Below are 21973 nucleotides of genomic sequence, written 5' to 3' on the forward strand. Positions count from 1 at the left end.
TACCTCTTCTAGAAAAAAGTTTACGAATTTCTTCAACTGCTTCAAAACTGATGCAACGTGTTCTTTCGCTTGGTGTAGTAGCGATAGATAGTACCCTGTCGTTACCGATCTGATGACAGCCAATGCCGTAGATCAGAATGGAAAAACTGAAGAGAGTGAGCTGATACGTTATTCATGTCAATGCAGGTTGTTGTGACTGGAATGGGCCTTGCTTCAGCCCTGGGTTCAACGGTGGAAAGTAGCTGGGGGCATTTGCTCAAGGGGGCAACGGGGCTTCAGATTCATCAACCGTTCCCTGAGCTATCTCCCCGACCACTGGGGCTTGTCTATGATGCTCCCAGTTCGATTGCGGCTCTGCTATTCCCGACGATTGATGCTGCTTTGCAAGACACTGACCTCGATTCACTAACGCCAGGAACCGGTGTCGTGATCGGTTCTAGTCGAGGGTCTCAGTCCCAGTGGGAGTCTGCTATTCGTGCCCATCATGGTAGAGGCTCAGTCGAGAACGACCTTTTACGGCTCTATGGTGACTCTCCTGCCTCTATGGTGGCTCAGAAGCTGAGGGTTACCGGCCCCGCTCTTTCTCCTCGGGCGGCCTGTGCTACAGGTCTTTGGGCAATAGCCCAGGGGGCAGATCTGATTCGGACGGGGCAGTGTAGTCAAGTGATCGTGGGTGCTGTAGAAGCTCCCATCACTCCGCTAACGCTAGCGGGGTTTGCCAAGATGGGGGCAATGGCGACGACGGGGGCTTATCCCTTTGACCGACATCGAGAAGGACTAGCGTTGGGAGAAGGGGCGGTTGCTCTAGTGCTGGAGTCAGAAGCCTTGGCCCAGCGCAGAAATGCAGAAATCTATGGTGAGGTTTTGGGGTTTGGCTGCACTGCCGATGGCTATCATCGCAGCGCGCCGGATCGAGATCAGAAGGTTGCGATCGCATCTCTTCAACAAAGCCTTCAGCGCAGCCATTTACAGCCCACTGACATCGACTATATCCACGCCCACGGCACCGCCACCGAACTCAACGATCAGGCTGAAGCCTCCTTAGTTCAGCGAATCTTTCCGGCCTCCGTTGCTGTTAGTTCTACCAAGGGAGCCACCGGCCATACTCTGGGGGCCTCTGGGGCCATCGGTGCAGCCTTCAGCTTGCTGTCCCTTCAGCAGCAAATTGTGCCGCCCTGTGTAGGACTTAGAGATCCAGCCTTCGATCTATATCTACCTCGAGCAGCAACACCCATGAAATTACGAGCAGCTCTGTGCCTCAGCTTCGGTTTCGGAGGCCAGAATACCGCCCTGACCTTAGCTGCGATTTAAGGCCCCAGTTCCAATATGGATAAGAGACCTGTCGGCACAGTCGGCTGACATTCCCCCAAGGCTCAAAGTAGCGGATACTGTTGAAGATACTTTTAGGCACATCTTAGTGAATACTAGGAGCGTGTAAAAGATAGGCGATACTCCGGGCACTCTATAACCGGGTATCAACAATCTTGCTAAACGCATTAGGAATAAAACCTATGTCTGACAATTTCGGCCTTGACGTCACTGTCTCGACAGAACCGTCTCTTTCCAATGACGCAATCCTAGAGACGAGCGCCAGTGAGTTAATGGACGAGTTGTTCGCTCAACTTGACAATAAACTTAGAGACGGTGAAACGTCTGGACAGAAAACCTCCTCATCTCTGTCAACTCGCGTACGCCCGCGTCAAGCGCTCAGCGTACTTGAATCCAGCGACTTAGAAGTGTCCTATACCCCCATTGAAGCTGCCCTAACCCCCAGGCAAATCCCTGAATGGCAGCTCTCTCTAGATGAAACCATCGGCATTGGTAATCCGCAAGATTCAAAATTCAATCAGCGGCTCTTCGTCTGTATTGCCCTGACCTCTGTGGGTGCAGCTCTGGTATGGATTGGGACGCAGTTAGCGCCCCGCCCCGTGACCGCGCCGATTATCGCTGAAGCAACAACACAATCTCTCCCGATCAATTCTGCCGACGTGCAGTTCGCCGCAAGCATGACGCAATCGCTGCAAAAAATTGATAGCAAAAAGCCGACGCTTCCCACTGCCGTACCACCGGTACAAGCACCAACGCCACAAACTCCTAGCAAAGCGCTGAACAAGCCGACGCTTCCCACCATCAGTTCTGTTCAGGCTGCGGCACCCAAATTACCGGCCACGATTCCGGCCAGCGTTACACCTGCTCGCATCCCTGCCAAGCAAGAGCCATTACCGGTTAAGTCTGCACCTCAGGCTGCATCCGCGACCACAGAGCTACCTCAAGTTCAGCCCGAGGCTCAACCCAGTGCGACTCAAACCGTTGCAGTTGCTAAACCTGCCCCCCTGACTGATGTGAGCAAAGCTGCGCAAACGCTAGTGGGCGTCCTAGAATTTGGCGATCAGTCCGTTGCTTTAGTGGAGAACAATGGAGCCACGCGCCGAGTTGAGATAGGTGAAATCCTGAATGACAGTGGCTGGGTTTTAGCCGCCGTTGAAAATGGTCAAGCCATTATTAAGCGCAGTGGACAGGTGCGAGCCTTGGATCCCGATCAGAAATTTTAATTCGGTGAAATGCAGAAGCTACATTCATTGAATGCAGCATGACTTAAACGATCCCAGTTTAAGTAATCTAAGCTACAATCCTCCTCTTTCCTCTTTCCTAAGCTAAACCAGTCTATGACCGCTTAGTTTAGTGGTAAATAATAACTAGCTGAGAAACAGCTGATAGTTAACGGTGTGAGGAAGAACATAATGTACAACCCCTTTGGGAAGCAGATCCTCTTCAGTGTGATGGGGATATTTGTTATGGCTGGAGGGCCAGCTGTGGCTGCCTCGTCCAGCGAGGTTCAAGGCGAACAGCCCTTAGCAAAAATTAGCCGAGAAGCAATTGGCGAGACCCCTGAAGCTGCTGCGTCTAGAGAGATACAGCCCATTTTGCTTGCCGATGCAGAAGATCCCAGCGTCAGTGATTTGCTTGGGTCTCAGACAGATTCGCTTTATCAAGGCGATCGCAGCCTTCATGATCTAGACGATGCTTCCCAAGCACAGGTTACTTCTGTCTCTCAGCTTTCTGACGTGCAGCCCACTGATTGGGCCTTCCAAGCGCTGCAGTCTCTAGTAGAGCGCTACGGCTGTATTGCTGGGTATCCCAATGGAACCTTTCGAGGGAATCGCTCCGCCACTCGCTATGAAATGGCGGCAGCTCTCAATGCTTGCTTAGACCAGATTAGCGATCGCTTCGCTTCCAAGGCTGATCTCGATGCTGTCAAAGCGCTGCAGGACGAATTTGCTGCCGAACTGGCAACTTTGAGAGGTCGAGTCGATGGATTAGAAGCGCGCGTTGACACTGTTGAAGCCCAGCAATTTTCGACAACAACCAAACTCAATGGTGAAGTCATCTTTGCTGCAGGGGGGCTGATTGGTGAAAATGTGGAGACTGGCGATGACATCGACGGTCGCCTTGCCTTTAATCAGCGGACGCGCCTCAACCTCCTCACCAGCTTCACCGGCAAAGATCGCCTCTACACCCGTTTACAATCTTCGAATCGGGATGTCAACTTTGCGTCTCCTCCTCTAGGCCCCGAAGGGGCAGGCACCTTTGATACCCGAATTTCCTTTGATACCGGTAACACTGGAAATGGCGTTATTCTCGACCGCTTAGACTACAAGTTTCCCATTGGCGATAAGGTTGACGTCACCGTTTTTGCCAATGCTGCTTTTCACCACTATTATGCTGAAACTGTTAACCCTTACTTCGAAGGCTTCGGGGGGGGGAGTGGATCTATCTCCTTCTTCGGTGAACGCAACCCAATCTATCGAATTGGAACCGTTGCTATCCCTGGTGTTGCTGGGGTTGGAACATCCTTTAAGCCCACTGATAAGCTCCGGTTCGATGTGGGATATCTCGCGGGTAACGCGAATGATGCGACCGCAACGATCAGCACTGTTGATGGTGCAGATGATGGCGGTCTTTTTGGGGGCAGCTTTAGCCTCTTAGCTCAGGCGACATACAAGCTCTCTGACACATCGCAAGTCGGCCTAACCTATGTCCGCAACAACTCACCAGGCGGAAACTTGAACATGGGGGCAGGGACAAGGTTAGCGAATGTTCCATTCCCAATCGCTGACGGATCGACAACGGGTTTTGCGTTCAGTAGTGACTCAGTGGGTATTGAGGCGACCTTCGGAATCACGGATTGGTTGGCGGTTGGCGGCTGGGCAGGCTATACGTTTGCCAATCAGTCTGGCGTCGGTAATGAGGTAGAAATTGGGAATGCCGCTCTCAACGTTGCACTTCCTGATTTAGGGAAAGAGGGTGCCATCGGAGGCTTGATTTTTGGTTTGCCTCCTCAGGTTGTTAGCTCTGACTCTCCGATTGAAACCGGTGAATCTGGAACCACCTACCACCTTGAAGCCAACTATCAGTTTCCTGTGAGTGACAACATTACGATTACGCCCGGTCTTATCTATCTCATCAATCCGGGTAGCGACTCCAACAATAGCGATATTTTTGTAGGCGTGATTCGAACAACCTTTCGGTTCTAGCCTCTACTGTCGTGCTATGGCTAGTTGAGATAGGCAGCCTTGCCAATTGCTTGATTGTGCATGCATTTGGCGGGCTGTACGATGTCACTTGTCTCAGTCTTCTCCCAGTTCTGTTGTAGTACTGGGAGAATTAATTTTTAGCTGGGCTGAATCAGAGCATGAAAGCGGCGTCGCGTGATTTTCTTGACTCCTTGTACAACCCCAATTAATAGTCTGCAAAATCGACAGTCCAGATACTGCAGTACTCGGTTGAATTAGGACAGCCTTTCTTTCCTTAGTAAAGATGGATTTAATCTACTTTTATGTCCTAATCAATACGTATACCGCTATATATCAAGGATGTATCAAGGTGTACCAAACTCTAGGCTTAGATTCGCTACTGTGTTTAGAGACTGTAGCCTGGGCCACATTTTAATGCGAATTGAACAACTGCAAGCTTTTCTAGCGGTTTACGATACCGGCAGCTTTCAAGGTGCCGCGCAGAAGCTTCAGGTGACTCAGTCTACTGTGAGCCGACAGGTTCAGGGTTTAGAGACAGAACTGGGCCTCCCTCTCTTGCATCGCGGGCCCAAGAATAAGCTCACGGTTGCCGGAGAACAACTCTTGCCAAGGGTAAAGAAAATTTTATTTGAATGGCAAGAAGCAACGCAAGAGCTAGTGGATTTGCGCTTAGGGAAGCAGCCCGAACTTTGCGTGGCCGCGATTCATTCGGTCTGTGCTCACTATCTTCCACCTGTTCTGCAGCAGTTCTGCCATCAATATCCTGAGGTGCAGCTGCGGGTGACATCTCTGGGGAGCGATCGCTCTCTAAAAGTCTTGAGGGATGGTCTCGTGGATTTGGCCATTGTGATGGATAATGCCTATCTCACTAAAAGCTCGGAGCTAGTGGTGGATCAACTGTATGATGAGGCGATTTTAGTCTTGATGGCGGCGAATCATCCCCTAGCTCAGTATGAAATTGTTCCTTGGGCTGAGCTGACGCGATTCCCGCAGGTGGTGTTTAAAGATGGCTACGGGATGCAGCGATTGGTCCAGTCTCAATTTCAGCGGCAGGGCTTAGAGCTGAAGGCTGTTTTAGAACTCAATACGCTGGATGCGTTTCGGGGCGTGATTCGTCAAGGTGAGATGATTTCTCTGCTGCCTCATGGGGCACTGGTGGAGGCGCAGACTGATTCAACTTTGGCCATTCGGCAATTCGCGCAGCCGGAGTCCCAAATGACAGACCAAGATGCACTCATGCGTCAGGTGGTAATGGTGACCACCCAGGATCGACTTCTGATTCCGCCCATTGCCAATTTTCGGAGGCTGGTCTGCGACTCGTTTCAGTCTCAGAAGGCCAAGCAAATAAATTCTGTACTTCCATTGTCTTAGCCTTAAGGTTTACGTACCCCTATGACTGAGGCTATGAGCCAAGAATTTCGAGGATATTTAAAGAAGATTGGCAGTGGGGTCCACACTTCCAAAAATTTATCTCGGCAGGAATCGGCTGCAGCGACCCGACTGATGCTGCAGCAGCAGGCAACCCCGGCCCAGATTGGAGCCTATTTGATTGCCCATCGCATCAAGCGAGCCACGGTGGATGAGATGGCTGGAATCTTGGATGCTTTTGAGCTGCTGGGGCCACAGGTGCCTGAAATTGACAACCCTCAGCCGGTTGCGGTGTTCAGTGTGCCCTATGATGGACGGTCGCGCACGGCGCCTCTACTGCCGCTGATTGCCCTACTGCTGGCAACGGAGGGTAACCCGGTACTGATGCATGGGGGTACCTGTATGCCGACGAAGTATGGGGTGCCGCTGGTGGATTTATGGAAAGGATTGGGGATTGATTGGACAGCTTTAACGCTTGAGCAGGCACATCAGGTATTGTCAGAAACGGGGCTGAGTATGGTCTATCTGCCTCAACATTTTTCGTTGGCCCATCAGCTCGTGGACTATCGAGACCAAATTGGGAAACGGCCTACTTTGGCAACGGCGGAGCTACTGTGGTGTCCCTATGCGGGCAATCGCCATCAGTTTTCGGGTTTTGTGCATCCGCCGACTGAAAGGCTGTTGCAGGATGTGTTTGCGCTGCGCGGTAATGTTTATCCCTATACAACGATCAAGGGGCTAGAGGGGAGCTGTGATTTGCCTTGCGATCGCACCAATATCATCGGTGTATATAATCCCGACAACGATCCCCCCTTCGAGCGGCTATTCTTATCGGCCCGCGACCATGATTTAGGGGGAGCAGAGGTGCCTTTGGAATCCACAGAAACCCTCCTTGCCCAAATGCATCAGGTCATCGCAGGTCAAAAGTCTCCCCTTCTGCCAGCCGTCCTCTGGAGTGGTGGCTTCTATCTTTGGCATCTGAAACTTTGCCCCGATTTACGGTCAGGAATTGAAAAGGTGAGATCGCTCCTACAGGAAGGAAAAGTAGCTTCAACCCTCCAGCATCTTTGTCAAAAGATCTCGGCCTGTTCATGATGCTTGCCGAGCCTGATCAGGTCTCTGCACTCATTCTGGCAGGGGGGCGCAGCTCTCGCATGGGCACGGATAAAGCCCTGCTGCTTTGGAAAGGCATTCCTCTACTGGAACGAGTTTGCCGAGTGGCTGATCAGTGTTGCTCATCTGTCTCTGTCTTGACCCCTTGGCCCCAACGATATCAACCGATCATTTCTGTTCCCGTTCAGTTCATCGAAGAAGCCACGCCTCAGCAAGGACCACTGATCGCTTTAGGACAGGGACTAGAAGAAATTTCATCTCCTTGGATCCTGTTGCTGGCTTGCGATTTACCTTGTCTTGAGTCTCAACTCCTCCGAGGCTGGAGCCGTAAGCTTCGGGGTTTACCTGATCCATTGTTGGCTCAAGTGCCGTATCACCAAGAACGCTGGGAACCGCTGTGTGGCTTTTATCATCGACGTTGCTTGCCTCAGCTTCAGTCCTTCATTGCCCAAGGCGGGCGTTCATTTCAAGGCTGGCTGGAGCAAATGCCCGTGCAAAAGCTAGCGGTGAATGGAGCCACAGCCGCGATGCTTCGCAACTGCAATACTCCTGAAGATTTGGCATCAAGCTGACAGAATACTAATATCGCGTTCCTCTTTCTCTGGGTGTATGAACAAGCCGCAATTTTTTGAGTTTGAAGCCGACTTCACGGATTCGCTGCGCTGTATCCCAATGGCGGTGCGTCTGAACCTAGATACCTGTGGGATCAAGCTGAAGCTGGCGCAGTGGAACGAATTTACGGCTGAGGAACGACAGCAGCTTGTAGATTTGCCCTGTTCAACCCCTGACGAGATTCAAGTCTATCGGCAGCAGCTCAAGGATTTAATCTGGCAGCGGACTCAAGCCCAAGCGTCGGAGCTTGCCATTGACGAGCATCCGAGCTGGCTCAACGTTGCTGCTATCCCTGAAGGGCTGCAGGAAAAAGCCCAGGCCCACAACATTACTCTCACTCTGGAACAGTGGCAGGCACTGACGCCACTACAGCGCTTTGCTCTAATTAAGCTCAGTCGCCCTAGTCATGAAAGCCTCAACTTTGTGCCTGCTCTCAAGGAATTTGAGCTGGCCTAGCCCACCGCCTGTTGCTGAATCTGAGAGGCTCGGAGTTGACCACAGGCCGCATCTTGGTCCAGTCCACGAGAACGACGTACGCTAGCCGTAATGTGGTTCTCCTCTAAAATCTGCAGGAACGTTTGCATATCTTCGCCTGTGGGCCGCTGGTAGTCTACCTCAGAGATGGGATTATAGGGGATCAGATTAACGTGACTCTGGAACCCGCGCAGATGCTGAACAAGTTCTTGAGCATGTTCAGGCTGATCGTTGATGCCGGAGAGCAAAATGTATTCAAAGGTGACTCGCCGCCCTGTGATCTCTACGTAGATGCGGCAGTCTTTTAGCAGTGCCTCTAGCTGATATCCCTTGGCCGTGGGGACTAACTGACTACGCAGCTTTTGGCTCGAGGCATGTAGGCTCACCGCCAGCGTAATTTGTAGTTTCTCTCTAGCCAGCTTCCGAATCTGGCCGGGGATGCCCACCGTTGAGACGGTAATCGACCGCTGACCAATGCCGATATCTGTGTTGATGGATCGCACTGCTGCCAAGACGTTCTCTAGGTTCGAGAGCGGTTCCCCCATGCCCATAAACACGACGTTGCTGACCCGCTGTCCGAAATCTTCTTGAACCGTCAGTACTTGATCAATAATTTCGTGGCTAGCAAGATTGCGCGTAAAGCCGCCTTTGCCCGTGGCACAAAAATTACAGGCCATCGCACAGCCCACTTGAGAAGAGACGCACACCGTTAGCCGCTTCTGGGTGGGGATGCCTACGGCTTCAATAATCTGACCATCCGTCATTCGCAGCAGGTATTTGACGGTGCCGTCTCTGGCTTCAGACCGCAAATGGATTTCTGAACGTCCGATGGCGGTGTCTGAGAGTTGCGATCGCCACACCTTCGGGAATACCGTGATCTCCGTTAGCGATCGTGCGCCCTTCTGATAAATCCACTGATGGAGCTGCCCACCCCGATAGGCCGGTTGCTCTTGTGACTGCACCCAGTCTGTTAGCTCTGATTTTGATGCTCCCAGTAAGGGCGGTATTGCTGCGCTCTTAGTCATTCGTTACCTATTCCCCGTGTCTTGGGACCTTATTCCCTTCACCATAATGCCCCTCTAATGAACTCGGCAAGAAAACGCTTGAACCAAATTCGACGCAAGGCGTATACTAGAAATTCTGACTGAGACAATCTAAGTAAAAGGAATTCATATGTCGCGATATCGAGGCCCGCGCCTCAGAGTGGTTCGTCGTCTGGGGGATTTGCCAGGTTTAACGCGCAAGACAGCCCGACGAGCTTACCCACCTGGACAGCATGGTCAAGGGCGCAAAAAACGCTCAGAATATGGAACGCAGCTCGAAGAGAAGCAAAAACTGCGTTTCAACTATGGTCTGTCTGAAAAGCAACTGCTTCGCTGTGTGCGTAAGGCTAAGCGGTCGGGCGGCTCCACCGGTCAGGTGCTGCTGCAAATTCTAGAAATGCGGTTAGACAATACAATCTTTCGACTCGGTATGGCACCTACCATTCCGTCAGCGCGTCAGTTGGTGAACCACGGCCACGTTACGGTTAATGGTCGAGTGGTTTCTATCGCTAGCTATCAGTGCCGCCCTGGCGATGTAATTGGGGTGCGGAACAAAGATAATTCGAAGGCGATGGTGGAAGAGAACCTGAAGTATCCGGGTTTGGCGAATGTCCCCACTCACCTAGACTTCGACAAGAACAATATGACGGCCAAGGTCACTGGCGTCATTGAGCGTGAATGGATCGCTCTTGAAATCAATGAGCTACTGGTGGTGGAATACTACTCCCGTAAGGGTTAGGCTTATTCGAATTTTATGAACCGCGGCATTGGTTCTGATTTCATTCTTTTTGTCCCTCTCAGGCCCGTCAGCTTGAGAGGGATTTTTTAAGTGTTGAGACGCTATGGCGATGTTTGGCGTTGGTGGAGAATTTGAGTTGCGATCGCAAGATCTTCCGGTGTCGTCACCTTTAGATTTGTCTCTTCCCCTGGCACAATGTGGACCGGCAAATCACACTTTTCAAACAAGGCTGCATCATCGGTCACCTCCCAACCCTGCTGCTTGCCCTGCTCGTGACACTGCTTGAGTAAAGGCACCCCAAACCCTTGAGGCGTCTGTGCGGCCCATAAATTTGAGCGGTCGGGTGTACTCTGAATTCTGCCCTCCTGATCGACAACCTTGATCGTATCCTTGACTGGAACAGCCGCAATCAGTCCCTGGTGATGGTTTAAAGCATCCGCACAGCGATCCAACAGCTCTGGCGTCGCTAGGCATCTAGCACCATCATGAATCAGAACCTGCTTTGCATTTAAAGGGAGAGCCTGAAGACCGTTGTAAACAGATTCCTGTCGAGTTGTGCCGCCCTGGACTAGCTCCACTGGCTTGGTAATCTGCAGATTTTGGAGCATCTCTTTCCAGGTGGGCCAGTCGTCGGGCTGCCCGATGAGGCCAATCCACTGAATGCGCTCAGAAGCATGGGCCGCTAAGAGCGTCCAGGCTAGGAGCGGTTTATCAAGCAGCATCAGCCGCAGCTTGTTGCGATCGCTACCCATCCGTCGGCCTACCCCTGCTGCCGGTATTAGTAAGTGCATACCTGTCCTTTTCCTTGCCTCTTCCAATCCTACTGGCAGACTGCCCCTCTCAATTAAGGGTGTCAAGGTCGATGTTCCATTACAATAAAGTCGTCAAGCCTTCGGGCCACCCCACTCAGAAGCATTTCAAAAATCCATGACTCGTGTATTAGCTCTCATTCCCGGCGGACTTGGCGATCAGCTTCTCTTTTTCCCCACGTTAGAACATCTGCAAGAGGAGTATCCTAGCGCTCAGATTGATGTGATGGTAGAGCCGCGCGCCAAGGCTTCTTACCGGGTCTGTCCAGTGGTCAATAAAGTAATGACCTTTGATTTTATTGGTCGCACAGGTCCAGCGGATTGGGGCAATCTCATTGGTTTAGGACGCGATCGCGAATATGATGCTGCGATCTACATGGGGCAGGGCTGGCAAATGGGCATTCTGCTCTGGTTGATGGGGATTCCCAAGCGCATTGCCTACGATGGTTCTGGAGGTTTCTTCTATACCGATACTGTGCCCCTGAAGACTAAGCAGTATATGGCTTATCAATATCATGATCTGCTGCACGGCATGGGAATCACGAGCGCCTGTCCCGAAATCGCCATTAGTATTCCAAGCTCTGATCGCCAATGGGCAGAATCTGAACAGCAGCGCTTGGGCCTTTCGCCTGAGCAGGGATATGTCATCGTTCATGGCGATATTTACCCCCGCTTAAACCCGCTCGATCGCTACCCTATTGACGGGTGGCAGTCGATTGTTCTGGGGTTGCAGGAGCGCCAGCCTGACCTGCCGATTGTCTTGATTGATGATCCGAAGGTTCCCGACTGGTCAAGGACGTTGATGAATAAAAGCACTGCTCTCAAGCTCAGTTCACCGACAGGCATTGGCAAGCTGGCCGCGCTGATTGATGGTGCCCAGATGCTCATTTGCCCTGAGAGTGCTCCGATGCATTTGGCTGTGTCCCTTCATACGCAGGTTGTGGCTCTATTTGGGTCTCGTAACCCTGGGCAGCAGCTCCCTGACAGTGATTTAGCTGTAGGTCTAAAATCTAATACCGGCAACATCAGCGATATTTCGCCGATTCAGGTGCTGGAGAAAACGAAACTCTAGGGGCTATTAGGGGCGAGTGACGACGGGGCACTGGGGTTTGTCTGGTGTGACTCTCAGCGGACTGGAGGTCCATGATAATCTGAATAAGAGAATAGGCATCAACGGGATGTAGCGCAGTTTGGTAGCGCACTTCGTTCGGGACGAAGGGGCCGGAGGTTCAAATCCTCTCATCCCGATTGAGCGTAAGGGCGATCGCCCCCGCTCCTTTTATTCTGACGGTGAATGATGTCTCAGAGCTGGTCATTCAGAGTGTTGAGTCGTATTAAAAGCTCCTAAACCGTCTAGAGCATCTAGAGTCTATCCAAGGGATACAGAGCTAGAGGAATCTGACCAAGGGGAAGGCCAACCAGCAACAGGGGTACTCACAGCGCTTGGTCTCCAGCTAGCCCCTGAACACAATGACTAAGTTGCTAGGTCTCATTCTGCTCTCAACTGATCATCCATTACAGGAATTTGGTCTGGTGGAAGAATCACTACTTCGCCGTCACGCCAGACAGCAATAGATTCGCCTAGTCTTCGGTGTCGATCAAGAGCCTGTGCGATCGCAGCCTTTACACCTTCATTAATTTTGCTGGACAAAAGTTGATAATCACTCATGAGTCTGAGGGCTTATGATTTGATGACAAGTTTCTGAGTCATAAATGGTAGGTGTTAGCTTGATCCCACGCTCAGCTATGAGCTTAAGAGTTGTCTCAGAGTTATTGTAGATAATCCAACTATCGTGTGTCGGCGAATATAACTGCTTGAGATTCCTGAGTCCTCGCTTGAAAACTATGTCTGCTGAAGCAGTGCTGTCTTAGTTCATCTGGCGACGGCGATAACTGCAATTTAATATTGGTATATCCTGGGCAGGGTAGATATTTCAGGCTCTTATTTTTGTGCGCACCATTTCTATCCCTGAGCAGGGTCAGCTAGTCGATGTTCGTCAGAGTCGCTTTGTTGTTACAGATATAAAGAAGATGCAACTGCCTGCACTTCTTGCGACGTCTGGCCCACAGGCATCTCAACATTTAATTACACTGTCTTCGGTTGAGGATGATGCGCTGGGTCAAGAGCTTCAGGTGATTTGGGAGCTGGAGCCTGGGGCTCGTGTGTATGAGAAAGCTGAGCTACCAGAGCCGACGGGGTTTGATCGGCCTGAGTGGTTGGACGCATTTTTGGATGCGGTGAGGTGGGGAGCGGCTTCGGTGGCGGATGTACGAAATGTGCAGTCACCGTTTCGCAGTGGAATAGATATTGAGGATTATCAGCTTGATCCTGTGGTGCGGGCGGTGCAGATGCCTCGGGTGAATTTACTCATTGCGGATGATGTGGGCTTAGGCAAGACAATTGAAGCGGGGTTAGTGGCCCAAGAGCTGATGCTTCGGCAGCGGGCCAGGCGGATTTTGATTGTTTGTCCGTCGTCTTTGCAGGTGCAGTGGCAAGAGCAGATGCAAAGTAAGTTTGGGCTCGATTTTCGCATCGTAAATAGTGAGCTGATGAAGGGATTGCGTCGGCGCAGGGGAATTCACGTGAATCCTTGGGGGCATTTCCCGAGGCTGATTACGTCGGTTGATTTTATAAAGCGAGATCGCCCTCTACGTCTGTTTCGCGAAATTCTCCCGGCTGAGGGCGAATCGCTGTATCCCCGACGGTTTGATTTGATGATTGTGGATGAGGCTCATAACGTTGCCCCTTCGGGCAGCGGTAAGTACGCTATTGATTCGCAGCGGACGGCGGCAATTCGACTGCTAGAGCCGCATTTTGAACACAAGCTATTTTTGACGGCGACGCCACATAATGGTTATCCCGAGAGCTTTACGGCGCTGCTAGAGCTGTTGGATGCACAGCGGTTTGCCAGAGGTGTCTCACCGGATCCCAAGCAGCTACAAACCGTGATGATCAGACGGCTGAAGCAGGAACTGCCGCCGGATGATTTTGGTAAACCCCGTTTTCCTGAACGGACGCTGGAGGCGATCGCAGTCAACTACACGACAGAAGAACGCCAAGCCCACCAGTGGCTAAAGGTTTATACGGAATTACGGCGGCAGGGCGCAAAGGATAATCTGACGGAGCTGTATGCAACTGAGTTTGTGCTAAAGCTGTTGAAGAAGCGGTTGTTTTCGTCACCGGAGGCGTTTCGGACGACGCTGTTGCAGCATCAGAAATCTTTGCGAGGAGAGAACTCTGAGAAAAAACGCGTGGCTAAGCCCTCCGCTGAGATTCTTCGCCGTCAGCTCGAACAGGTGGACGAGGCGTTTGCGGATGATGCTGTGTATGAAGAGGCGACGGATGATGCGATCGCAACTTCCACCCGCTTATTTCATGCAGTTACCGTTGCTGAACAACAACTGCTGAATCAAATGCAAGATTGGGCAGATCAGGCATCACGGCTGCCTGATGCAAAGGCTCAAGAGCTGCTGGACTGGATTGCGACCGTTTTACGCCCCGAAGGGAAGTGGGGCACAGAGCGGGTGATTATCTTTACAGAATATCGGGCAACCCAGAAATGGCTTTTTGATCTGTTGGCGAGCGAGGGCTTAGCCAGCGAGGAGAAACTGATGACCCTGTATGGCGGCATGGACTCCAAAGATCGAGAAAAAGTGAAGGCGGCATTTCAGGCAAACCCGGCGATTTCACCGGTGCGGATTTTGCTGGCGACGGACGCGGCCAGTGAAGGGCTTGATTTGCAGAATCACTGTTCGCGACTGATTCATTATGAAATTCCGTGGAATCCGAATCGGATGGAGCAGCGTAATGGTCGGATCGACCGGCACGGGCAGCGAGCCTCGGCGGTGCAGATTTATCACTTTGTAGGGAGGGGGTTTGAGCAGGTGGCCCTACAGGCGACTCCGGGCAGCAAGCCGGGAGAACTAGAGGGCGATCTGGAGTTTTTGATGCGGGCCGCGCTCAAGGTGGATACCATCCGTGAGGATTTGGGCAAGGTGGGGCCGGTAATTGCAAGTCAGGTAGAAGAGGCGATGCTGGGGCGGCGGGGTGCTTTGGACACGGCGATAGCGGAGCAGGAGGCGCAGCCGCTCAGACGACTGATGAAGTTTGAACGGTCGGTACGCGATCGTATTGAACAGCTCAAAGAACAGCTAGGTGAAACGCGTCGAGACCTACGGCTAACGCCAGAAAATATCACAGCCGTGGTGAAAATTGGGCTAGAGCTGGCAGGGCAGCCGGAGCTGTTGCCGACAGAGGTTCCGGGCTTGGGCGGTGAGGCTTATCAATTGCCTGCTCTGCAGGGAAGCTGGGCGAATTGCTCGGAGGGGTTAGCGCATCCCCACACCGAAGAGATTCGTCCCATTGTGTTTGACCCAGATTTGGCGCGGGGGCGCGATGGGGTGGTGCTGGTGCACCTGAATCATCGGTTGGTGCAGATGTGTTTACGACTGCTGCGGGCAGAGGTGTGGTCGCGCCAAGACAGCAGCAAGCTGTACCGGGTGACGGTGCGGCCGGTACCCACTGCAACGCTTGACCATCCGGTGGTGATTGCCTACGGTCGGCTGGTGGTGCTCGGTGGCGATCAGCAGCGGTTGCATGAGGAGATTATCACGGCGGGCGGTGAGCTAAAGGAAGGACGATTTAGTCGGTTGAATGTGGGGCAGATCAAGGCGGCGCTGGACGCGGCTCAGCAAATAAGAGGCCGTGAGGCGGTGCCGGAGCGCATTGAAACAACGCTACAGGAGGCTTGGCCGGGACATCAGGAGGCTTTGTTGAGATCGCTTCAGGTGCGGATGGACGATCGCACCCAAGGTTTGCAGAAAAAGCTAGCCGAACGCTGCGCAAAGGAAGTGGCGGATATGACGGCAGTGCTGACTGAACTGCGCCAGCAGATTATCCGTGAGCTAGATGAACCCGAAGTCGAGCAAATGGAGCTGTTTAGCAGTGTAGAAAAGGACCAGCTTGAGCGAAACTTGAGCAGTTTGCGGCTGCGAATAGAACAGATTCCGCAGGAGATAGAGCAAGAAGCAGACATTATTAAAGCGCGATTTGCCCAGCCCACGCCAAGGCTGTTTCCGCTGGCGGTAGCCTATTTGGTGCCTCAGAAGTTAATTAAGTGAGTCTCAATGAGGGCTATATAGAGCATTTTTTAATACCTGCTCTCTACTTTGATTACACCTGTCTACTTACTGATTTTGCTGAAGCATTGATTGAAAGCGAGCAATAGTGTCTGCGCTGAGCTGTGCCTGTAACGGGACAGCTTCACGCTCCGATAAGATTTTGGTGGCTTCTGCTTCAGAGTATGGCTCTGACGACTGGATCCACTGCTTTAGGTTCGCTTCTTGCTGGTCGATGGCTGACTTGGAAAGAACCTGTACTGTATAGGATGAGCCAACCTGCCGAGTCAGTGAATAGACAATGTACTGATTGAGAGAAATGCCCTCACTTTCGGCTAACCGTGACAGTTGTTCATGAAGGGTTTCTGGTAATCGTAGGGTCAATCGACTCATGACGGGTCTCCTTGCGAAAGTAATACGATAATTAGCTGCTCTGGTGTGATTGCCTTGAGTCCTAACGACTTCTGCGCGTTTCTAAAATCTCGGATATTGGAGGTAATCAGAGTGGCCCCGGCATTCATCGCACAGTCAATTACCAGGTCGTCGCCAGCATCCGGTGAACTGGGTCGCCATGAAAAGTAAAGGGTAGTGAACTGAGCTTTCGCAACGAGTGTTGCTAGCAAGGGTTTTAGCCGCCGCCATCGAACCGCTAAGAGCTTTCGCGACAGCACATCTTCGTACTCATACACTAGGGCTGTAGAAATATGCACCGGTAAGAAGCCAGCATTCCAAGCATCGATAATATAGCACCGCCTACAGTGTCGCTAGTCCGTTATGTTCTAATCATCGCCAACATCAAACACCCTAAAAGTTTCCAGTTTTGCGACGCAGAAACTGGAATGATTGAATCACTGCCAAAGGTGGAAAATTCGCCTATCCTGTGGGTTGTTTAGCTGTTTTCAAGACTTACCTATGTCTACTGCTCGTCATCACGCTGAATGGTTATCGCTGGTTGAGGCTTCGGGGCCGTTTGTGAGTATGCCGGTGCTGCTGAAGGCGTTTCCGCAGGGGCTGGATGCCCACGACCCAGAGGTGATGCGGCAGGTGCGGTTAGCCCACAGCGAATGGCAAGCCAGTCAGCAGGGGACTGCGCCGGATCGGGGCATTCATGGGGCGTGGGTGGCGTTTGTGCTGCAGGAGGTGTTGGGCTTTCCGGAGAGTGTGCTGCTGAATGGGCAGGCGGTGCCGTCGGCCCTGGCGGTGACGGTGGCGGAGCAGGGGGAGACGCTGCGGCCTGATTGGGGGGTGGTGCAGGAAAATAATACGCGGCTGCTGGTGCAGGTATATCCGCCGGGGCAGGATTTGAATAAGGCCGTCAAAGGATCGCGGTGGGCAGCGAGTGCGGCGACGCGGATGATGGAGCTGCTGCACGGTACGGATGTGCGGCTGGGTCTGGTGACCAATGGGGAGCACTGGCTGCTGGTGAATGCACCGAAGGGAGAAGCGACGGGCTATATCTCTTGGTACGCGACGCTGTGGCAGGAGGAGAAGCTGACGCTGCGGGCGTTTCGGTCTTTGCTGGGGGTGGAGCGATTTTTTGGGGTTGACGAATCGGAGACGATTGAGGCGCTGTTAGCTGAGAGCATCAACTCTCAGCAGGAGGTGACCGACCAGCTCGGCTTTCAGGTGCGCTCTGCGGTGGAAGTGCTGGTGCAGTCGATTGACCGGGCCGATCAAGATCGGAATCGGGCGCTGCTGGCTGGGTTGCCGGAGACGACGCTCTATGAGGCGGCGCTAACGGTGATGATGCGGCTGGTGTTTTTGTTTTCGGCGGAGGAGCGGGGGCTGCTGCTCTTGGGCGATCCGGTGTATGACCAGTTTTATGCGGTGAGTACGCTGCGAGAGATGCTGCGGGAGCAGGCAGATCAGAGCGGGGAGGAGATTTTAGAGCGTAGGTATGATGCATGGTGTCGGCTGCTGGCGATTTTTAGAGCGGTGTATGGCGGCATTGGGCATGAGGCGCTGCGGCTGCCTGCCTATGGTGGGACGCTGTTTGACCCGGACCGGTTTGCGTTTTTAGAGGGGCGGGCGGCGGGCAGCCGCTGGCAGCGGGTCGAGGCGAGGCCGATTGAGATCAACAATAGAACGGTGCTGCACTTGCTAGAGGCGCTGCAGTTGCTAGAGGTGCAGATGCCGGGGGGCGGGGGCAAGGTGTCTCGTAAAATCTCTTTCCGGGCATTGGATATTGAGCAGATTGGGCACGTGTATGAGGGGTTGCTAGACCATACGGCGGTGCGGGCAACAGAGCCGATTTTAGGATTGGTGGGGACGAAGAATAGGGAGCCGGAGGTGGCGCTGGGGGCCTTCGACGCCGCTCAGACCTCGGGTGAGCTGCTGAAGTTGCTGAAAAAGGAGACGGGGCGGAGCGAGTCTGCTTTGCAGAAGGGGTTGGGGGCAGCGGCAGGCGGGACGGCTATCTCACAGGAGTGGAGTGCGTATGAGTTGAGTCGGCTGCGGGTGGCTTGCGGAAATGATGAGGCGCTGTATGCGCGGGTGCTACCGTTTGCGGGGCTGTTGCGGCTGGATACGTTTGGCTACCCGGTGGTGATTGCGGGGGGGAGCGTGTATGTGACGCAGGGGAGTGACCGGCGCGATACGGGGACGCACTATACGCCGCGTAGTCTGACGGAGGAGATTGTGAAGTATACGCTGGAGCCGCTGGTGTATGTGGGGGTGGCGGAGGGGAAGCCGAAAGAGAGGTGGAGGCTGCAGAAAGCGTCGGCGCTGCTGAGCCTGAAGGTGTGCGATATGGCGATGGGGAGCGGGGCGTTTTTGGTAGAGGTATGCCGGTATCTATCAGCGCGGCTGGTGGAGGCTTGGGAAAGCGCAGAGGCGCAAGAGGTAAGAAGGACAGGCAGGATGCCTATCTCACAAGAGGGGGTTGGGGAAGAGGGATTGGAGGTTGCTGAAAAGGGGCAAGAAATTAGAGTGTTGCCGGATGGGTCTCTTTCTGTGGGAGATGCGGCAGAGCGATTGTTGCCTGCTGACCCAGAGGAACGACTGATTATGGCGCGGCGGCTGGTGGTGGATCGGTGCATTTATGGGGTGGATAAGAATCCGCTGGCGGTGGAGATGGCGAAGCTGTCGCTGTGGTTAATTACGCTGCAAAAGAATAAGCCGTTTACGTTTTTAGACCATGCGCTTCGGTGTGGGGATTCGCTGGTGGGGGTGAGTGTAGAGCAGCTCTGCTACTGGAATATGGATACCTATGAGACAATGCCGGAGCTGTTGGCGAGCAGTATTCGGGCGCAGGTGGAGGAGGTGTCGCAGATGCGGCGGCAGCTAGAGAATATTTCGGTGGAGACGACGGCGGATCAGGCTGAGAAGGAGCGGCGGCTGGGGCTGGCGCAAACGCGGGTGAACGGGCTGCTGTTGGGGGCGGATCAGCTTGTGACGAGCTATTTTGTTTCGAGTAAGAAGAGTCGTCAGGATGATGTGCGGCAGATTATGCTGCGGACGTATCGGGGTGAGGGGGATGTGCCGGAGGCGCTGCGGGGGGTGCTAGAGAAGCATAATGTGCGGCCTTTTCATTGGGAGCTGGAGTTTCCGGAGGTGTTTGCGGAGGGGGGTGGGTTTGATGCGATCGTGGGGAACCCACCGTTTCAGGGTGGGCAGAAGATTACGGGTGCGTTGGGAACTGTCTATAGAGACTTTTTAGTGAGACAGATTGCGGCAGGGGTGAGGGGAAGTGCGGATTTGTGTGCGTACTTTTTCTTGCGGGCAGATGAAGAGCTGCGAGTAGATGGCGGGATGGGGTTGATTGCAACAAACACAATTGCACAGGGAGATACGCGGGAGGTGGGGCTAGATCAGCTTGCGGCAAAGGGGCGGGCGATACCTCGGGCGGTGCCGAGCCGGAAGTGGCCGGGGAGCGCGAATTTGGAGGTGGCTCATATTTGGGTGAAAAAGGGAAAGTGGGCAGGCGGCTTTGAGCTGAATGAGAAGTTAGTGGAGGGGATTACGCCGTTCTTGACGGTTCCGGGGCAGGCGGTGGGCAATCCTGAGCGGTTGGCGGCGAATCAGGAGAAGTCTTTTCAGGGTTCAATCGTTTTAGGCATGGGTTTTGTTTTAGAGCCAGAAGAGGCTGAGGCGTTGATGGAGAAAGATGCTCGCAACGCGGATGTGTTGTTTCCTTATTTGAATGGACAAGACTTGAACTCACACCCGGATCAGTCGCCGAGTCGTTGGGTGATTAATTTCTTTGATTGGCCTTTGGATGCTGAGCATGATGATCTGGAAAAACCGAAGGGGCCACCCTATGCGGTGGACTATCCTGATTGTTTGGCGATTGTGCGGGAGAAGGTGAAGCCTGAGCGGGATAAGAATAAGCGGAAAGTTCGCCGCGAGAAATGGTGGCAATTTGCAGAAAGAGCGGCAGGGCTTTATGGGGCGGTTGAGGGTTGCGATCGCGTTTTGTTAAGAGCGAGAATTTCCAATATCCATTCAGTCACATGGGTGGCTGATAACTGGGTCTATAACGAGAAAGTTGTTGTCTTTCCCAATTCTTCTCTAGCCATTCTTCAATCCAGCATTCATGAGGTATGGGCTAGAAGATACAGCTCGAGCTTGAGAAAAGATATGCAATATACGCCGTCTGATTGTTTTGAAACCTTCCCCTTTCCCACCCAATACAGCAACCTAGAAGACATTGGCGAACGCTACTACACCCACCGCCAATCCATCATGCGCACAACCAACCTCGGCCTCACCAAAACCTACAACCGCTTCCACACCCCCGAAGACACCGCCCCCGACATCACCCAACTCCGCACCCTCCACACCGAAATGGACTCCGCCGTCGCTGCCGCCTACGGCTGGCAAGACTTCGCTCTAAATCACGACTTCCATGAAACCAAACAAGGGCTGCGATTTACCATCAGCGAAGCCGCCCGCCGCGAAGTCCTCGATCGCCTGCTGGCGCTGAACCATGAGCGCTATGCAGAAGAAGTAAAGCTGGGACTGCACGATAAGAAAAAGAAAAAAAGAAAGAGGGCGAAGGCGAAAAAGGCAGCACCTCGCAAAGAAGCACCGCCAGACGATCAGATGAAGCTGTTCTTGTAGAGATTGCTCTAATCAACTCACACACAAGGGGACCGCGAGTGGCTTCTCTGTATAAACAAAAATTTATTTTGCTAGCGGTATCAAATTGGGGGGCAGGGAGGCGAATGCAGGGAGTGGTAGGTCAGAGTTCGATGGTCTGACGCTGCGAATAGATTTCTTTTACCAACAAATCCCGAAGCTCTTCAGCAATATCATTCGGTGGATTACCGGCAAGCGCTCGTCCAATCAAACGCTCTGCCTCTCTAAATGCACCAGATGCGATCGCAAGTGCAGCCGCACTACGATGCAGTACCGCGCGAGTCGGCTCAAGGTCAAACTGATCAGCCACCAAATCAGCCGCCGCCCGCTCTTTCTCAAAAGCAGCTCTTGCCAGCTCAACAACGCGGTTTTTCTCGCCCTGCCGTCTGGCGAGTACCGCCAGATCAACCAGTTCCATCGATTCTTTATGAAGCGTTTCTACGTCCTGCATTTTTCAACAACATGCACCCTAGGCGTACTAAACTCAACCACAGAAACGTAGCCCGGTGCTGCCGTATCCGAAGGGCTAATCTGTCTTAGCTTTATATTAACTCTAGATTGAATAACAGCTTCAGCACCTCTCCGAATGCCCGAAACCTCTAAGCGAGCCTTCCTCTGAAATCCACCCCCTGCACTATCGATTGACCCAAGCCAAAAGTCAAAGCCAAAGCCCTTCCCCTTCACCGAACGCTCGATCACAGTGAGGTTCGTCAGGTAAGGCATCACCAACGCTGCAATACCGTAAGCTCCATACTCAGTAGCCACTTCTCGATCCGCATTGAACCGCCGCATAATGTCATCCACCGCATCTCATTTCAGCTCAATCTCGCAAGGCTGAATACCTTCAACTTGCAGCACAATCGGCTCTATATGCCCCTGTTCATCTAAACAAATAGCAGCCGCCTCAGCACAGGATGCTCCGAAAGTAAGTGACCAGCCAGGACGTTCTGGTTTTGTCTGACACAAATCGTTCAGGTGAAGTGCGACTACTGACTGACTATCCATCATTGAATCTATCTTTTACAGTGATTCTGGCCTGACTGCTTTGGCATTCTACCTGCCAAAGACATCCGCATACAGAGG

Annotated in this window: 19 protein-coding genes and 1 tRNA gene; 12 read left to right on the forward strand and 8 right to left on the reverse strand. The window is 52.9% G+C overall.

Annotated elements, in window-relative coordinates:
- Positions 1-174: 174 nt before the first annotated feature.
- The 7 genes from C1752_RS12630 (at position 175) to C1752_RS12660 (ending at position 8084) form a co-directional block, all read left to right on the forward strand.
- Positions 175-1311 (forward strand): beta-ketoacyl-ACP synthase, encoded by a 1137-nt coding sequence (locus C1752_RS12630; protein WP_233501577.1) that lies wholly within the window; start codon positions 175-177, stop codon positions 1309-1311.
- Positions 1312-1511: 200 nt separating this feature from the next.
- Entirely contained in the window at positions 1512-2552 is a 1041-nt protein-coding gene (locus C1752_RS12635) for a hypothetical protein (RefSeq protein WP_110986437.1), read from the forward strand.
- 261 nt (positions 2553-2813) lie between these two features.
- A complete protein-coding gene (locus C1752_RS12640) occupies positions 2814-4535 on the forward strand; it encodes an iron uptake porin (protein WP_233501578.1) in 1722 nt (573 codons plus the stop codon).
- Positions 4536-4949: 414 nt separating this feature from the next.
- Complete coding sequence (locus C1752_RS12645) at positions 4950-5906, forward strand: LysR family transcriptional regulator (protein WP_110986439.1); 957 nt, start codon at positions 4950-4952, stop codon at positions 5904-5906.
- Positions 5907-5927: 21 nt separating this feature from the next.
- Positions 5928-6998: an anthranilate phosphoribosyltransferase family protein gene (locus C1752_RS12650; RefSeq protein ID WP_315865258.1), complete on the forward strand. Its 1071-nt coding sequence runs from the start codon at positions 5928-5930 to the stop codon at positions 6996-6998.
- A complete protein-coding gene (locus tag C1752_RS12655) occupies positions 6998-7588 on the forward strand; it encodes a molybdenum cofactor guanylyltransferase (RefSeq protein WP_233501579.1) in 591 nt (196 codons plus the stop codon). Before C1752_RS12650 ends, C1752_RS12655 begins: the two co-directional genes overlap by 1 nt.
- 37 nt (positions 7589-7625) lie before the next feature.
- Entirely contained in the window at positions 7626-8084 is a 459-nt protein-coding gene (locus tag C1752_RS12660; protein WP_110986442.1) for a nitrate reductase associated protein, read from the forward strand.
- Here C1752_RS12660 and rlmN read toward each other — a convergent pair.
- The gene (gene rlmN / locus C1752_RS12665) at positions 8081-9127 is read right to left on the reverse strand and encodes a dual-specificity RNA methyltransferase RlmN (protein WP_110986443.1); all 1047 of its coding nucleotides are present in this window, start codon (positions 9125-9127) and stop codon (positions 8081-8083) included. The genes C1752_RS12660 and rlmN overlap by 4 nt on opposite strands.
- A 148-nt stretch (positions 9128-9275) precedes the next feature.
- On the opposite strand from rlmN, the gene rpsD reads away from it, so the two are divergent.
- Positions 9276-9884 carry a 30S ribosomal protein S4 gene (rpsD, locus tag C1752_RS12670; RefSeq protein WP_110986444.1) on the forward strand — a complete coding sequence of 203 codons (609 nt, stop codon included), beginning with the start codon at positions 9276-9278 and terminating at the stop codon, positions 9882-9884.
- 101 nt (positions 9885-9985) lie between these two features.
- Here the strand turns inward: rpsD and ispD are convergent, their stop codons facing one another.
- Positions 9986-10675: a 2-C-methyl-D-erythritol 4-phosphate cytidylyltransferase gene (gene ispD, locus C1752_RS12675; protein ID WP_110986445.1), complete on the reverse strand. Its 690-nt coding sequence runs from the start codon at positions 10673-10675 to the stop codon at positions 9986-9988.
- A 136-nt stretch (positions 10676-10811) separates the two neighbouring features.
- On the opposite strand from ispD, the gene C1752_RS12680 reads away from it, so the two are divergent.
- Positions 10812-11765 carry a glycosyltransferase family 9 protein gene (locus C1752_RS12680; RefSeq protein WP_110986446.1) on the forward strand — a complete coding sequence of 318 codons (954 nt, stop codon included), beginning with the start codon at positions 10812-10814 and terminating at the stop codon, positions 11763-11765.
- Between the two features lie 102 nt (positions 11766-11867).
- Positions 11868-11941: transfer RNA gene (locus C1752_RS12685), tRNA-Pro, on the forward strand.
- Between the two features lie 241 nt (positions 11942-12182).
- Here the strand turns inward: C1752_RS12685 and C1752_RS12690 are convergent.
- On the reverse strand, positions 12183-12362 hold the full coding sequence (locus C1752_RS12690) for a hypothetical protein (protein ID WP_110986447.1): 180 nt from the start codon (positions 12360-12362) through the stop codon (positions 12183-12185).
- Between the two features lie 281 nt (positions 12363-12643).
- On the opposite strand from C1752_RS12690, the gene drmD reads away from it, so the two are divergent.
- Positions 12644-15814 (forward strand): DISARM system SNF2-like helicase DrmD, encoded by a 3171-nt coding sequence (gene drmD, locus C1752_RS12695; RefSeq protein ID WP_110986448.1) that lies wholly within the window; start codon positions 12644-12646, stop codon positions 15812-15814.
- A gap of 66 nt (positions 15815-15880) precedes the next feature.
- Here the strand turns inward: drmD and C1752_RS12700 are convergent, their stop codons facing one another.
- Entirely contained in the window at positions 15881-16204 is a 324-nt protein-coding gene (locus C1752_RS12700; protein ID WP_110986449.1) for a toxin-antitoxin system HicB family antitoxin, read from the reverse strand.
- Complete coding sequence (locus C1752_RS12705; protein ID WP_110986450.1) at positions 16201-16554, reverse strand: PIN domain-containing protein; 354 nt, start codon at positions 16552-16554, stop codon at positions 16201-16203. Before C1752_RS12705 ends, C1752_RS12700 begins: the two co-directional genes overlap by 4 nt.
- A gap of 169 nt (positions 16555-16723) precedes the next feature.
- Between C1752_RS12705 and C1752_RS12710 the strand changes: the two genes are divergently transcribed.
- Positions 16724-20872: an Eco57I restriction-modification methylase domain-containing protein gene (locus tag C1752_RS12710; RefSeq protein ID WP_110986451.1), complete on the forward strand. Its 4149-nt coding sequence runs from the start codon at positions 16724-16726 to the stop codon at positions 20870-20872.
- Positions 20873-20993: 121 nt separating this feature from the next.
- On the opposite strand, the gene C1752_RS12715 is transcribed toward C1752_RS12710, so the two are convergent.
- Genes C1752_RS12715 through C1752_RS28950 form a run of 3 tightly spaced genes read right to left on the reverse strand, consistent with a single transcriptional unit; the run spans position 20994 to position 21895 of the window.
- Positions 20994-21341 (reverse strand): hypothetical protein, encoded by a 348-nt coding sequence (locus tag C1752_RS12715; protein WP_110986452.1) that lies wholly within the window; start codon positions 21339-21341, stop codon positions 20994-20996.
- Positions 21329-21682 (reverse strand): hypothetical protein, encoded by a 354-nt coding sequence (locus C1752_RS28945; RefSeq protein WP_199464383.1) that lies wholly within the window; start codon positions 21680-21682, stop codon positions 21329-21331. Before C1752_RS28945 ends, C1752_RS12715 begins: the two co-directional genes overlap by 13 nt.
- A gap of 18 nt (positions 21683-21700) precedes the next feature.
- Positions 21701-21895, reverse strand: a complete 195-nt coding sequence (locus C1752_RS28950) for a hypothetical protein (RefSeq protein WP_199464384.1) — start codon at positions 21893-21895, stop codon at positions 21701-21703.
- Positions 21896-21973 lie beyond the last annotated feature (78 nt).

This window comes from Acaryochloris thomasi RCC1774 (genome assembly GCF_003231495.1).
Classification (GTDB): domain Bacteria; phylum Cyanobacteriota; class Cyanobacteriia; order Thermosynechococcales; family Thermosynechococcaceae; genus RCC1774.

Bases quoted from the DNA above. Each gene is read 5' to 3' on its own strand.
- C1752_RS12630 (WP_233501577.1), top strand. From the start codon at position 175: ATGTCAATGCAGGTTGTTGTGACTGGAATGGGCCTTGCTTCAGCCCTG.
- C1752_RS12635 (WP_110986437.1), top strand. From the start codon at position 1,512: ATGTCTGACAATTTCGGCCTTGACGTCACTGTCTCGACAGAACCGTCT.
- C1752_RS12645 (WP_110986439.1), top strand. From the start codon at position 4,950: ATGCGAATTGAACAACTGCAAGCTTTTCTAGCGGTTTACGATACCGGC.
- C1752_RS12650 (WP_315865258.1), top strand. From the start codon at position 5,928: ATGACTGAGGCTATGAGCCAAGAATTTCGAGGATATTTAAAGAAGATT.
- C1752_RS12655 (WP_233501579.1), top strand. From the start codon at position 6,998: ATGCTTGCCGAGCCTGATCAGGTCTCTGCACTCATTCTGGCAGGGGGG.
- C1752_RS12660 (WP_110986442.1), top strand. From the start codon at position 7,626: ATGAACAAGCCGCAATTTTTTGAGTTTGAAGCCGACTTCACGGATTCG.
- rlmN (WP_110986443.1), bottom strand. From the start codon at position 9,127: ATGACTAAGAGCGCAGCAATACCGCCCTTACTGGGAGCATCAAAATCA.
- rpsD (WP_110986444.1), top strand. From the start codon at position 9,276: ATGTCGCGATATCGAGGCCCGCGCCTCAGAGTGGTTCGTCGTCTGGGG.
- ispD (WP_110986445.1), bottom strand. From the start codon at position 10,675: ATGCACTTACTAATACCGGCAGCAGGGGTAGGCCGACGGATGGGTAGC.
- C1752_RS12680 (WP_110986446.1), top strand. From the start codon at position 10,812: ATGACTCGTGTATTAGCTCTCATTCCCGGCGGACTTGGCGATCAGCTT.
- C1752_RS12690 (WP_110986447.1), bottom strand. From the start codon at position 12,362: ATGAGTGATTATCAACTTTTGTCCAGCAAAATTAATGAAGGTGTAAAG.
- C1752_RS12700 (WP_110986449.1), bottom strand. From the start codon at position 16,204: ATGAGTCGATTGACCCTACGATTACCAGAAACCCTTCATGAACAACTG.
- C1752_RS12710 (WP_110986451.1), top strand. From the start codon at position 16,724: ATGTCTACTGCTCGTCATCACGCTGAATGGTTATCGCTGGTTGAGGCT.
- C1752_RS12715 (WP_110986452.1), bottom strand. From the start codon at position 21,341: ATGCAGGACGTAGAAACGCTTCATAAAGAATCGATGGAACTGGTTGAT.
- C1752_RS28945 (WP_199464383.1), bottom strand. From the start codon at position 21,682: ATGCGGCGGTTCAATGCGGATCGAGAAGTGGCTACTGAGTATGGAGCT.
- C1752_RS28950 (WP_199464384.1), bottom strand. From the start codon at position 21,895: ATGGATAGTCAGTCAGTAGTCGCACTTCACCTGAACGATTTGTGTCAG.